The organism is Gilliamella sp. Fer4-1 (assembly GCF_001690515.1).
GTDB lineage: Bacteria > Pseudomonadota > Gammaproteobacteria > Enterobacterales > Orbaceae > Gilliamella > Gilliamella apicola_C.
This window is the reverse complement of the sequence record NZ_LZGZ01000328.1, coordinates 1-13711: the sequence shown is the minus strand read 5'-3', so window position 1 is coordinate 13711 and position 13711 is coordinate 1. Positions and strand designations below refer to the sequence as shown.

General features: G+C 33.5%; 11 protein-coding genes. 8 read left to right on the top strand and 3 right to left on the bottom strand.

Going from position 1 to position 13711, the window contains the following annotated elements; translation table 11 throughout:
- Nucleotides 1-205 precede the first annotated feature (205 nt).
- From A9G30_RS11205 to A9G30_RS11195, 3 genes are read left to right on the top strand one after another with little or no spacing between them, the layout of a single operon-like run.
- On the top strand, nt 206-1456 hold the full coding sequence (locus A9G30_RS11205; RefSeq protein WP_081295833.1) for a PqiA/YebS family transporter subunit: 1251 nt from the start codon (nt 206-208) through the stop codon (nt 1454-1456).
- Between the two features lie 10 nt (nt 1457-1466).
- Nucleotides 1467-3104, top strand: a complete 1638-nt coding sequence (gene pqiB, locus A9G30_RS11200; RefSeq protein ID WP_065589012.1) for an intermembrane transport protein PqiB — start codon at nt 1467-1469, stop codon at nt 3102-3104.
- A complete protein-coding gene (locus A9G30_RS11195) occupies nt 3104-3688 on the top strand; it encodes a PqiC family protein (protein ID WP_065589011.1) in 585 nt (194 codons plus the stop codon). The genes pqiB and A9G30_RS11195 overlap by 1 nt, the downstream gene beginning before the upstream one ends.
- A 43-nt stretch (nt 3689-3731) precedes the next feature.
- On the opposite strand, the gene pabB is transcribed toward A9G30_RS11195, so the two are convergent.
- Nucleotides 3732-5486: an aminodeoxychorismate synthase component I gene (pabB, locus tag A9G30_RS11190; RefSeq protein ID WP_065589010.1), complete on the bottom strand. Its 1755-nt coding sequence runs from the start codon at nt 5484-5486 to the stop codon at nt 3732-3734.
- Between the two features lie 8 nt (nt 5487-5494).
- A complete protein-coding gene (locus A9G30_RS11185) occupies nt 5495-6064 on the bottom strand; it encodes an anthranilate synthase component II (RefSeq protein ID WP_065589015.1) in 570 nt (189 codons plus the stop codon).
- A gap of 292 nt (nt 6065-6356) precedes the next feature.
- On the opposite strand from A9G30_RS11185, the gene manD reads away from it, so the two are divergent.
- The 5 genes from manD (at nt 6357) to A9G30_RS11160 (ending at nt 13000) form a co-directional block, all read left to right on the top strand.
- The gene (manD, locus tag A9G30_RS11180; protein ID WP_065567764.1) at nt 6357-7571 is read left to right on the top strand and encodes a D-mannonate dehydratase ManD; all 1215 of its coding nucleotides are present in this window, start codon (nt 6357-6359) and stop codon (nt 7569-7571) included.
- A gap of 83 nt (nt 7572-7654) precedes the next feature.
- Complete coding sequence (gene uxaC, locus A9G30_RS11175; RefSeq protein ID WP_065589009.1) at nt 7655-9058, top strand: glucuronate isomerase; 1404 nt, start codon at nt 7655-7657, stop codon at nt 9056-9058.
- Between the two features lie 62 nt (nt 9059-9120).
- Nucleotides 9121-10620, top strand: a complete 1500-nt coding sequence (locus A9G30_RS11170; protein ID WP_081295834.1) for an MFS transporter — start codon at nt 9121-9123, stop codon at nt 10618-10620.
- Between the two features lie 24 nt (nt 10621-10644).
- Nucleotides 10645-12126, top strand: a complete 1482-nt coding sequence (locus A9G30_RS11165) for a mannitol dehydrogenase family protein (RefSeq protein ID WP_065589008.1) — start codon at nt 10645-10647, stop codon at nt 12124-12126.
- A 190-nt stretch (nt 12127-12316) separates the two neighbouring features.
- A complete protein-coding gene (locus tag A9G30_RS11160; RefSeq protein WP_065589007.1) occupies nt 12317-13000 on the top strand; it encodes a GntR family transcriptional regulator in 684 nt (227 codons plus the stop codon).
- Between the two features lie 84 nt (nt 13001-13084).
- Here the strand turns inward: A9G30_RS11160 and A9G30_RS11155 are convergent, their stop codons facing one another.
- Nucleotides 13085-13678: a CHAP domain-containing protein gene (locus A9G30_RS11155; protein WP_065589006.1), complete on the bottom strand. Its 594-nt coding sequence runs from the start codon at nt 13676-13678 to the stop codon at nt 13085-13087.
- Nucleotides 13679-13711: the final 33 nt, after the last annotated feature.

Here is a 13711-nt window from a genome sequence, read left to right as displayed (position 1 = left end):
TTGATTAATTTAATTTGCTAATGCTTTCATAACAAAATACCATTTGATATCATTAGCGGTGCAGAGGGTTTAATCCTCTTTATTTACGAAAGTAATTATTCCACCGCCAATAATTTAAAATAATTCATTGGCTTTTATACTTAAAGGTTATATCGATTTAACATATTTTACAGGTTAAAAAATAAATATCGAATAAAGGGAAATAATGACCATTGATAAACAACATTATGTTTTATGCTCACACTGTGATTTGGTCATAGAATTATCTAATATAGCGGTAGGGCATAAAGCTGTTTGCCCTCGTTGTAATACCACGTTAGCTAAAAATAATAGCAATATGAAATTTAATGCAGCTATGTATGCAACCTGTTCATTAATTATGATTATTGTAGGATGTGGCTTTCTTTTTATTGATATTCGTATTGTGGGTAATTTTATTGGTATTAGCCTATTAGATATTCCTAAAACCCTTTTTTTTGATAAATATCGTTATATTTCAGCACTTTTTATCTTATTTGTTTTACTCTTTCCTATATTAAATTTATTAATTATTATTTTGCTTTGTTCAAAATTACCCTTAACAAAATATCGTAAACGCGATCTACTTATTGTTTATGAAAAGTTTCAACACTGGTGTATGCCTGAAATATTTCTTACTGGAATTTTAGTGAGTTTTGTTAAACTCATGAGTTATGGCAGTATTGGCGTCACAAGTACATTTTGGGCATTTTGCCTGTTTGTCTTTTTTTATATAAAGTCTTTAGTGATTTTTTCTCCGGAAACTATTTGGAATGAAATTCATCGTAATAATTTTGCTCAAGGTATATTACAAGCTGGTAAAACGGGAATTTGTCAAAATTTGAAATTATGCAGTTGCTGTGAGGCGATATTACCTAAGCATTATATAAAATGTCCTCGATGCAAACAAAAAAGCAAAATCAGAGAACGCGATAAGATACAATGGACTATTGCTTTATTGGTTACTTCATTGATTCTTTACATTCCCGCTAATTTATTCGGCATTATGATAACTGTTGTATTTGGTTCGCCATCAAGTTCAACCATTATGGATGGTGTCATTTATATGTGGCAAGCAGGCGATGTGCCTGTTGCACTTGTTATTTTTATTGCCAGTGTCGCTATTCCCATCTTAAAAATTATTTCACTAAGCTGGCTTTGTTATTTTGCACTGGCTGTAAAACGAAAAAATAATCATAATTGCTTGAAAATGAAAAAATTATATACAGCAGTTGAATTTATTGGTAAATGGTCAATGATAGATATATTTGTGGTTTCTGTTATTTGTTCTTTAGTTAGAAATCAACAAATGATGGGTGTTTATCCTGATATTGGCGTTACATTTTTTGCAACTGTTGTGATTATTACAATGATTGCATCACAAAAATTTGATCCTCGTTTAATTTGGGATCTACCGCAAAATAAAAAAATAGATTAATAGGAACAATATGACAACATCAAGTAAATTAGCAAAAATAATTAAAATTAGAGCTATTTCAGCAATATGGATCATCCCCATTGTTACTGCAATTGTTGGTCTTTGGATAATCTATGCGCATTTTGCCGATAGAGGAACATCGTTTACATTGCTTGCAAAAGACGCCAATGGCATTGTTGCTGGGAAAACGGTTATTAAAAACCGTAGCGTTGATGTCGGTATCGTCGATGAAGTAACTCTATCTGACGACTACACGCAAGTAGTAATAAAAGGGCGTATTTATAATGATATGGATCCGCTACTAAAAAATGACTCTATTTTTTGGGTTGTGAAGCCAGAAATTGGTCGAGATGGCGTAACTGGACTTGGCACGATTTTATCAGGTGTTTATATAGAACTCGTTGCTGGAAATGATACCCATAGTTTTCAACATAAACCTTTTGTACTGTCTGATGCCCCTCCGTTGTCCGATCCAAGCATTAAAGGAATTCGTCTAAATTTAGAAAGCAATCAAAATGGGGTAATTCCTAGAGGCGCTTCTGTTATGTTTCATGGTTATCGCGTAGGTAATGTTGAAACGTCAGAATTCGATGTTGAATCACGTAAGATGAAGTATCAAATTTTTATTACAAAACCTTACGATGTGCTAGTAACACAAAATGTGCGGTTCTGGAAAGAAGGAGGAATTAATTTAACACTTTCATCTCGAGGCGCCAGCTTAGATGTCCCTTCTTTAGATGTCTTGATGTCTGGTGGAATCAGTTTTGATTTACCTGAAGGTTCAAAATTAGGTGCACCAGCTGAACAAAATTCAGTTTATACATTATATGAAGACAAAAAATCTATCCAAGATTCACAATATACTGAATACAAAGAATTTCTTATTATGCTTTCCGATTCCATTTCAGGCTTATCAGAAGGGGTACCCGTTGAATATCACGGAATTAGGCTAGGAACAGTTTCGAAAGTGCCATTTTATACCGCTGAAATGTTAAAACAATCATCGATTTTAAATAAAAGAGTTCCAATATTAATTAGAATTGAACCCGATCGTTTATCAGAACTTGTTGATGAAAAAATTGACATTGCGGCATTGATCATCAGAGAACAACAAAATGGCTTAAGAGCTTCATTAAAAACTTCCAACATGTTCACAGGCGCATTATATATAGATCTTGATTTTTACCCTGACTTAAAAAATAAATATGATCCAAAATTAGCGCAACAGTTTGGTTACGATACCATTGAAACAACGTCGACAGGAATTGCACAAATTCAAGCAAAAATTATTCAGCTATTAGATAATTTTAATAACTTACCACTGAACAACACCGTATCACAGTTTAATAAATCATTGGCTACCAGTGAAAAACTAATGAATTCATTAAATCGAATTATGGTGAGTAAAGAAATGCAGAATATGCCAAAAGATCTGCAAAAAACATTACGTTCACTAAATGAAACAATGAAAGGGCTACAACCAGGATCTGAACTAAATAATCAAATGAAAGAAAGCTTACAAAAAGTTCAACACATGATGGATGAACTTACCCCGTTACTTAATACGCTCAATAATAAAAGTAATGCACTGATTTTTTCTGCTCCGACGAAAAAGGATCAAGAACCTAAAGCAAAAGGTAAAAAATAATGAACAAAATAGATAAAAAGTTACTTATAGTCATATTTATGCCATTGTTTGCTATATTAGTGGGTTGCTCGGCTGGTAGCCCAAGTAAAAGTTATTTTCAGCTAACAAGTAATCCACTCAGCCCAGTGTCAAAAAATATGAAAATCACTAATCATTTTATTTGGATTGAATCGGTTGATGTGGCAAGCTTTTTAAATAACCCAGGTATTGTATTGCAAACAGACGATATCAAATATGAAACGGCAGCGAACCATCTATGGGCATCAACTTTATCTCAACAACTTGAAGAGCGATTAACGCAAGATTTAACCGCTTTGTTGCCTAATTATGTTGTATCCAGCCGATCAATTACAACGCCAATATTAACGATAAAATTATTTATTGATGGCTTCCATGGTAGCTATACGGGCGATGCGGTAATAAAAGGGCGATGGGTTGTTACTGACAGTAAAAATAATATTGAAACTAAACCATTTGAGCGCCATGTCCCTTTAGCAACCAATGGGTATGACGCTTTAGTTAAAGCACTATCAAAAGGATGGCATGATGAGGAGCTAGACTTTGCAAACGCAATAAAACAATAGTGTTTATTCAAATTCCGTCAGCAAGCTGACGGAATCTCTACACTTAAATGCGATTTTTTCTTAATCGCAACTTAAACTGGCTAAACACAACATCATCAATTTCTACCCATTTACGAACACTATTGATAAAAGCAATTTTATCAGCATTTAAAAGATCAGCTTTTACAATTGTTTTTTCTAACAACCGATTGTGATTTAAGTAAAATTGCCGCATGGTACCAGCAAGTAACCCCGATTCTTTTTTAGGCGTAAACCATTGACCATTAAGTCGCAATGCCAAATTTCCATTGACAAATTCAGTTACTTCATTGTGTTGATTAAAATTAATATACTCTTTCCCAACCGCTAAATCAGGAAAGTGCTCACGATTTGATGTCTTATGATACAAATACACATTTTGCGTATGAACACACTGTGGCGCTAATCGGATTTCATTAATGCTCATCGGCGTGTTAATGATATCTTTACTAATCGTGTAATGCCCATCTTTTTGCTGTAAGATTCTCACTTTATAACATGCTTTTGGTGATGAGTTTGCTAACTTAATCAGTTGCAACTTAATTGCATGAATATCACAGTTAAAATCAAAATAATCAGCTGATTGAGCAAGCCTGCTTAAATGTTCATCTAATAATAACAATTGTCCTTTTTCAAGCAACAACGATTCAATAATATATTTGGGGATAGCCGTTGTACGATTTAAAATGGCTGTTTTCGCTAAGATCTCGTTATATTCGTCTTGTGATGTTGAATCCCACGTGATACCTCCACCAACGCCATAACACATCTGTTGATTATGCACAGTTAAGGTACGAATTGGAATATTAAATATGGCTTTATTCATATATGGCTCAATATAACCAATTGTTCCGCAATAAATGCCACGAGGTGTGTTTTCACTGTCTGCAATAATTTGCATAGTACTGGTTTTTGGCGCACCAGTAATTGAACCACAAGGGAATAGCGCCTGAAAAATTTGATATAAATTGGCATCGTCTTGCAATTCACCTTGAATCGTTGACGTCAACTGCCAAACAGTGGGATATTTTTCAGCCTCAAACAATTGAGGCACTGTGACAGAGCCAGGCTTTGCAATTTTACTTAAATCATTACGCAATAAATCAACAATCATCATATTTTCGGCTTGATTTTTTTCTGAAAATAATAAATCTAATTGCTGTTTATCTTGCTGGTTATTTAAGCCACGCCCTGTTGTTCCTTTCATTGGTTTAGTGGTAATAACTCTATTGTCTAACTTGAAAAATAATTCTGGCGAAATTGATAAAATATAATAATCGTCAAACTCAAGATAAGCACAATAATCTGCCTGATTATTTTTTTGTAGAAAGTGGTAATAATCAATAGCGCTTTCATTAAAGGGTGCAGTAAATTGAATAGTGTAATTAGTCTGGTAAGTATTGCCTAATTCAATTTGTGATTTAATATAAGCTATTTTTTGCTGATATTCATCAAATGCGGTGTCACTGATCAAATCAAAATTTGGGGGCGTATAATCATTGATTTCTGGTTGCTTAAGGACAGTAACATCATCAAAAATACCAAATAAAAGAAGGAGTAAATCTTGATTAAAATCATGACTATTTTTGGTTTGGTTTGCACTATTTAATCCCATTGCACTTTCATAGGCAAGGTAACCAACAGCAAAATAACCTTGTTGAGTAAACTTTTCAACCTCATCAAGTTGTTGCTTAATTGAAGAACAATCATGTGACACTAACACTTTGATAGGATTACAAAAATATTTACGCTCACCTTCAAAATCGATATAAATTTTCATTTTAAATATTACTTATGGACAAAATTATTAATCATTTGTAAACCGGATTCGGTTTTAATGGCTTCAGGATGAAATTGAACGGATTCAATGGGTAATGTTTTGTGGCGCAATCCCATAATCAACCCACCATGATTTCTCGCCGTTACAACTAACTGCGGATCTTCTGGTAAAAAACTATCACAAACAATCAATGAATGATAGCGAACAACCGAAAGCGGGGATTGAATTCCTTTGAATATCCCTAGGCCATCATGAGTTATTTCATCAATTTTACCATGCATAGGTATTGGCGCTTTAATAATGTGGTGACCATAATATTGAGCTATCGCTTGATGTCCTAAACAAATTCCCAGTATCGGGCAAATATGAGAAAACTCAGCAATAACTGCAAGTGATATTCCTGCATTAATTGGTGCGCCAGGACCCGGGGAAATAATAATTTTAGAAATGGTAAGCGCTTTTACTTGTTCAATTGTCATTTCATCATTTTTAATGACTTTAACTTTTGCGCCAACTTGGCACAGATAATTGTGAATATTAAATGTAAAAGAATCATAATTATCTATTAATAATATCAAAATATAACCCACTAATTATAAAGCATATTGGTTTAAAAACTGGAACGGGTAGCCGTTAAAATCCAGTCATAAAAGATCCTATTATATCGCTAACGTACTTAAAAGAAGAGATGATTACTAATTTTACCACCTTTATCTTTCGGTGTTTTATACATAAACATCATATTTCCTGAAATGTTTTAACAAAAAGCCATTTTTTTGTGATAAATTTCACAAAAAATGTACAAATCTACTTGTATGGTAGTATTTATGGTGATATTTTTATGTCATAGAATTATAAACGAGGTCTTAAATGAAAATTGTTAAAGCAGAAGTTTTTGTATGCAGCCCAGGAAGAAATTTTGTTACATTAAAAATAACAACCGATGAAGGCGTTTATGGTGTTGGTGATGCCACACTTAATGGACGTGAATTAGCCGTAGCATCTTATCTTAAAGATCACCTTTGCCCACAACTTATTGGGCGAGATCCACATCAAATCGAAGATATCTTTCAATATTTTTATAAAGGTGCTTATTGGCGCCGTGGGCCAGTAACGATGTCCGCTATTTCGGCAATAGATATGGCGCTTTGGGATATTAAGGGTAAATTGGCCAATATGCCACTTTACCAATTATTAGGTGGCGCATCTCGTACTGGTGTAATGGTTTATTGCCATACTACAGGCGCAAGTATTGATGAAGCATTAGATGATTATGCTAAACATCAAGAAATGGGTTTCAAAGCGATTCGTGTTCAATGTGGTATACCGGGTATGAAAACGACTTATGGTCAAAGTAAAGGAAAAAACCTAGCTTACGAACCCGCAACACGTGGAAACTACCCAGAAGAACAGTGCTGGGCAACAGAAAAATATCTTGATTTTATGCCTAAACTGTTTGAAGCCGTACGGAGTAAATTTGGTTTTAATGAGCATTTACTACATGACATGCATCATCGCCTAACTCCTATTGAAGCAGCTCGTTTTGGAAAAAGTATAGAAGATTACCGCCTATTTTGGATGGAAGATCCAACCCCTGCCGAAAACCAAGAATGCTTCCGTTTAATTCGTCAACATACTGTCACCCCCATTGCGGTCGGTGAAGTGTTTAACAGCATATGGGATTGTAAGCAACTTATACAAGAACAATTAATTGATTACATTCGAACCACAATTACTCATGCAGGCGGTATTACTCATATGCGCCGTATTGCTGATTTTGCCGCGCTTTATCAAGTAAGAACAGGATCTCATGGACCGTCTGATTTATCACCAATTTGTCATGCGGCAGCACTACATTTTGATCTGTGGGTACCTAACTTTGGAGTACAAGAATTTATGGGCTATTCAGAGCAAATGTTAGAGGTATTTTCACCAAATTGGACCTTTAATGATGGCTATATGCACCCAAGTGACAAACCAGGATTGGGTATTGATTTTGATGAAAAACTTGCCGAAAAATACCCTTACAACCCAGCTTATTTACCAATTGCACGCTTAGAAGATGGTACTTTGTGGAATTGGTAACTAATGAGCTTATTCAGCAAAACTATAGTTTAAATTTACGCTAAACATATAAAAATTATATGTTTAACGATTGGAGGGATGATATGTGTTTTATTCATAAAAATTTCATTTTAAACAATAAGGTAGCACAAGAACTTTATCATAATTACGCCTCTAAAATGCCAATAATTGACTATCATTGCCATTTAGAGCCAAAGGATATTGCTGAAAATAAAAGATTCGAAACAATATATGATTTGTGGCTAGCTGGTGATCATTATAAATGGCGACAAATGCGTGCTAATGGAGTAGAAGAAAAATATATAACAGGTGATGCAGCACCGATTGAAAAATTTAAAGCATGGTGTGAAACTGTTGAATCATGTATAGGTAATCCTTTATATCACTGGACACATTTAGAATTAAAAAACTATTTTGGAATTACAGATACATTAGGTGTCCACAATTATAAGGATGTATGGGATAAATGTAATAGTTTACTTAAAAAGCCAGAATATAGTGCTCAAGGTTTAATTGGTCGTTCAAATGTGGAAGTAGTTTGTACTACTGATTCTCCTTTGGATAATTTGGAATATCACCGTAAAATTAAAGCACAATCAAATTTTAAAACCAAAGTATTACCGACATTCCGTCCAGATGAGGCTTTAGACTCGGAAGGTGAAGCCTTTAAAATCTTTATAAAAAAATTATCTGAACTTACAAATAAAAATATTACTAATTTTTCTGATTTCTTATTAGCCCTTGAAAATCGAATCGACTTTTTCCACGAGAATGGATGTCGTTTATCAGATCATGGACTAATGAAAATAGAATTTCTTGCCAGTGATACTCAACAACAAGAAGCTTTATTCGCAAAAAAATTACAAGGACTAGTTTTAACAGCGAATGAAAAAATTGTTTATCGTAGTGCTGTGCTTACAGCTTTATCTAAATTTTACGCATCTAGAAATTGGGCAATGCAAATACATTTTGGGGTAATTCGTAATAATAACTCCATTATGTTAAGTAAAACTGGTATTAATACTGGTTTTGATTCAATTTGTGATCAAACGGATTTAGCTATCCACCTTAATGCATTTTTAAATTCATTAAATCAACAAGACGCTTTACCTAAAATTATTATCTACAATTTAGATGCAAGTCTAAATGATGTAGTAGCAACAACAATAGCTAATTTCCAGAAAGCAGGTAGTGTTAAATCAAATATGCAATTTGGCTCTGGTTGGTGGTTTAATGATACTAAAAGAGGCATGTTACGACAATTAACTACTTTAGCCGATCAAGGTTTGCTTATGAACTTTGTCGGTATGTTAACTGATTCCCGTAGTTTTATTTCATATACACGACACGAATATTTTCGCCGAATCCTATGTAACTTAATTGGTCAATGGGTAACTGATGGTGAAATCCCTCACGATAATAAATTGCTAGAAAAATTAATAACAGGAATATGTTATCAAAATGCGAAAAATTATTTTCAATTTTAAGTTGCTATATAAAAAATTATCGTGAAACAGATTTAAACGTAAGGAATTTTAAGATGAGTATTGTGGCGCAAAAAAAACGGAAGGTAACAATTCCTGTAGCAATTGGTTATGGATTAATTGATATCATGGGTGGTGGAGCATTTACTATAATAGGTGCATATTTGCTCTTCTTTTATACAACATTTGTTGGGTTAACACCAATTGAAGCAGCCTCGATTGTTGCTATTGCAAGAATTGTTGATGCAATTGTAAGCTTATTTATGGGCAGTTTTACTGATCATTTTTATAAATATAAGTTAGGTCAACAATTTGGTCGTCGGAGATTCTTTTTGTTAATTGGTTCACCATTAATGTTACTTTATATCTTATTATGGATTACTGGTATGAATTATTGGTTTTACCTTACCGTTTATCTAGCTTTTGAAATTGTTGCCGCTGTGGTACTAATTCCTTGGGAAACGCTACCATCAGAAATGACCAAAGATTACAATGATAGAACAAAATTATCCACAGGTAGAATGTTTTTATCTGCAAGTGGTACTTTTTTAGCAACGCTAGTACCCGGTATTTTAATCAAATATTTTGGTGAGCATAATGCTTATGCTTATTTTATCAATGGTCTCTTTTTTGCAATTATTTTTGCTGTATGTGTTTTTATTTCTTATAAAGCCACTTGGGAACGTGAATTGACCCCAGAAATGCTAAAATATCAAAAAGAAAAAATTGACCAGAAAACATTTTCTGAAAAAATGATAATGCTAAAAAAATTATTTAAGGAATATTTATCTACTTTTAATATCAAAGCATTTCGCCGACACCTTGCTATATATTTATTTTCATTTACGGCTAAAGATATATTTAATACTGTATTTGTTTTCTTTTGTGTCTATTGTTTATCTGTATCTTCATCATTTGCTTCAGGCTTGTTATCGTTAAGTATTATAGGCTTGCCAATTACTTTGTTAGCTGGTGTCGCAATGGTTAAATATGGACCAAGTAAATTATACCTCTTTTCCTATTCAACAATGATTATTTGTATTTTAGGTTTCTTTATTTTGTATCTATTGAATCCTACTGAAAAAACATGGTGGCTTTATATTTTTGCTATATGCTATCAAGCTGGTAGGTGTGTTTTAGAGTTTACTCCATGGAATGTTTTTCCATTCATTCCCGATGTTGATGAAATTTTAACTAAGCAACGCCGAGAAGGATTATATGCTGCGGTTATGACGTTTGGGCGCAAAACAACGGTTGCCATTGCAACATTTTGTGTAGGAATCATTTTGCAAAAAGGTGGTTTTGAACAAGGTACTACAGAACAAAGTGCGCAAGCTATTCATACTATTTCCATATTATTTGTTGGTGGAACTATCGGCTTATTAATTATTGCTCTTATTTTTGCATTAACTTTTAAATTAAATAAACAGACACACGCTATATTAGTGAATGAAATTGATCGCTTAAAAAACAATGGCTCTAAAAATAATGTAACCGAGGAAACACGGAAAGTTGTTGAAAATCTAACTGGACACAAATATGCAGATGTATGGAATAACAGCTAATATATAAATATGAAAGGTATAATAATGAGATTATCAAACCAAACTTTATCACAACTACCTGAAAAGGTAGTTATACCAAGTTATGATAGAAACAATCTTAAAACCAAAATGGTTCATCTTGGATTTGGCGCTTTTCACCGTGCTCACCAAGCTGTGTTTACCGATATTTTAGCAACTAAACATGGTTGCAATTGGGGATATTGTGAAGTTAATTTAATTGGTGGTGAAAAACAAATAGCCGATTTGAAAGAACAAGATTATCTATTTAGTGTTTGTGAAATGTCATATGACAATTGGTCTACTCGTGTTGTTGGCGTTGCTAAAGAAGCATTGCACGCAGATATAGATGGCATTGCCAAGGTATTAGAAGTAATGACACGACCAGAAATAGCAATTGTTTCAATAACAGTCACGGAAAAGGGTTATTGTTATTTACCTTCAACAGCATCAATTGATCTAAATAACCCTCTTATTAAGCACGATATTGAAAATCCGACTAACCCAAAAACACTACCAGGAGTGATTGTTGAAGTATTGCGAATGCGTAAAGAAAAAGGTCTAAAACCGTTTACTGTTATGTCTTGTGATAATATGCCAGAAAACGGCCATGTGACACGAAACGTTGTTTTAGCGCTGGCTAAACAGCGTGATCCAAATTTAGCTAGCTGGATCGATGATCATGTTACCTTTCCATCAACTATGGTTGATCGCATTGTGCCAGCAGTGACGCCAGAAACCATGGAAAAAATAAAAAAACAACTGGGAGGTATCGAAGATCCAGCTGGTGTGGCTGGCGAGCCTTTTAAGCAATGGGTTATTGAAGATAATTTTGTTGCAGGTCGTCCTGATTGGCAAAAAGCTGGCGCTGAACTAGTAACTGATGTATTACCTTATGAAGAAATGAAATTAAGAATGTTAAATGGTAGCCACTCGTTTCTTGCTTATTTAGGATATTTAGCGGGTTATTTACATATTGATGAATGTATGCAAGATCCTAATTATGTTAAAGCTGCAAGGCATTTGATGATAAATGAACAAGCAACAACGCTACGTGTCAAAGGTGTGGATTTACAAGCTTATGCTGATTGTTTACTTGATCGTTATCGTAACACGGGATTAAAACATCGGACTTGGCAAATCGCCATGGATGGCACATTAAAATTACCACAACGGATGCTTGATTCTATTCGTTTTCATTTAAAAAATGGTACACAGTTTGACTGTTTAGCATTAGGTGTAGCTGCTTGGATACGATATGTCAGTGGCGTAGACGATGCAGGTAAGGCAATTGAGGTAAGTGATCCAATGGCTAATAAGTTAAAAGAATTAGTGGCAAATAGCAATGATAATCAAGAGCGAGTAAAATCATTATTGTCATTATCACAAGTATTTGGCGATGATTTACCTAACAATCCATGTTTTGTTGAAAAGATCATTAAAGCTTATTTGTCTTTACGGGATATTGGCGCTAAACACTCGGTTAAACAATTGGAAAGAATTTACTAAATCATTACTAACACAACTAACATAATTAATAAGAAAAAAAGTGTAATTACGCGTAAGAGCAGTTACACTTTTCATTTTTCGCTTAGCTCAAATAACTTTTTATTGATGATTGTTTATCAAAAAAACTTTTCTTCTATTTAAAAATCACCTACTATTCTTTTTTTATTTTTTCTTAACATAAGAATGGTATATGTTTACATCTATCGACTTAAATACTTCTGAACCCGTTAATCAGCAAATCTACCGAAAATTAAGAAAAGCTATTATTACCTGTCAGATATTACCAGGTGTTTTACTCTCAGAAAAAGAAATTTCTAGCCAGTTTAATGTTTCTAGACAGCCAGTTCGAGAAGCATTTATTAAGCTAGCAGAAGCAGGATTGGTTCAAATTTTACCTCAGCGAGGAACATTTGTAACTAAAATCTCTATTAAGAAAGTCATTGATGGACAATTTATTCGAGATGCGATTGAGTGTGCAATTATTAGGCGAGCGGCGATAGAAATTAACGATTTGCATATTTTATTGTTGCAAAAAAATCTTGAGGAGCAAAAAGAGGCGAATAAACAAAAAAACATTCATTATTTTCTTGAAAAAGATGATGAATTTCATCGAATTGTAATGAATGTGATAGATTGCCAGTTGGCATGGGAATGTGTTGAAAACATTAAGGCAATGATGGATAGAGTTAGATTTCTTTCGTTGGAAGAAATTTCGCCACCCGATGATCTTGTTAAACAACATGAAAAAATTCTGATGGCTTTGAAAAAGCATGAACCAGAACTTGCCGCAATTGCTCAGCATGAACATTTATCGGCAATTTTACATACTATCAAAATTGTTTCTCAGCAAAAAACAGAATGGTTTATTGACTAACCTTTTATCAACATTACCTAATATTACTTATGTATAAATTGTATAACGCTAAACTAGCGTTTTTAGAAATATTTTTTATGTTTATTAAATTTTACGCAAGTAACCTAAAACGCCAACAGCTTCTATTGTCCATATTCCATCTTTAAAAATTAAGGGAAAAGTTGCTCGACTGCTTGCTGTAGGTCCAGCATTTTGCTGAACAATTTCAATTTCGTTGTCCGTTACTTTACTTATAATGGCAACATGCCCATAGCTAGTCCAATTAAGAACCATAATATCGTCAACTTGTGGTTTTGTGGGCGAACCATTATGAAATTGTAATAAATTGCGTTGGCGATTAATTTTGCCATCGGCAATTGTTGGATCAAAAAAATCTTTTGCATGTCCATAGCTGTTTGGCATTTTGTGATTGAAGCGTTGATAATAATAGCGTTTGATAAATTCAACACATTGATATTTTAAACCTAAATTATAACCATCTTTAGCAATATTTCTTCCACTTACATTGTTGATACTGCCATTATAGTAGACATTTACGCCATTAAATTCATCAATAACGTTACCTATTTTTTGTTGATTAATTTCAATATTAGCAAAAACACAGGCACAAAGTGTATAGTAGCTTAATACAGATAATAGCCAAAGTAAGCACAGACTTTTTTTATATTTCAATAGCATTTTATTTCCATTATGTTAATTTTTTATTATTAA

Coding starts and splice junctions, on each gene's coding strand:
- A9G30_RS11205 (WP_081295833.1), top strand. CDS start 206: ATGACCATTGATAAACAACATTATGTTTTATGCTCACACTGTGATTTG.
- pqiB (WP_065589012.1), top strand. CDS start 1,467: ATGACAACATCAAGTAAATTAGCAAAAATAATTAAAATTAGAGCTATT.
- A9G30_RS11195 (WP_065589011.1), top strand. CDS start 3,104: ATGAACAAAATAGATAAAAAGTTACTTATAGTCATATTTATGCCATTG.
- pabB (WP_065589010.1), bottom strand. CDS start 5,486: ATGAAAATTTATATCGATTTTGAAGGTGAGCGTAAATATTTTTGTAAT.
- manD (WP_065567764.1), top strand. CDS start 6,357: ATGAAAATTGTTAAAGCAGAAGTTTTTGTATGCAGCCCAGGAAGAAAT.
- uxaC (WP_065589009.1), top strand. CDS start 7,655: ATGTGTTTTATTCATAAAAATTTCATTTTAAACAATAAGGTAGCACAA.
- A9G30_RS11165 (WP_065589008.1), top strand. CDS start 10,645: ATGAGATTATCAAACCAAACTTTATCACAACTACCTGAAAAGGTAGTT.
- A9G30_RS11160 (WP_065589007.1), top strand. CDS start 12,317: ATGTTTACATCTATCGACTTAAATACTTCTGAACCCGTTAATCAGCAA.
- A9G30_RS11155 (WP_065589006.1), bottom strand. CDS start 13,678: ATGCTATTGAAATATAAAAAAAGTCTGTGCTTACTTTGGCTATTATCT.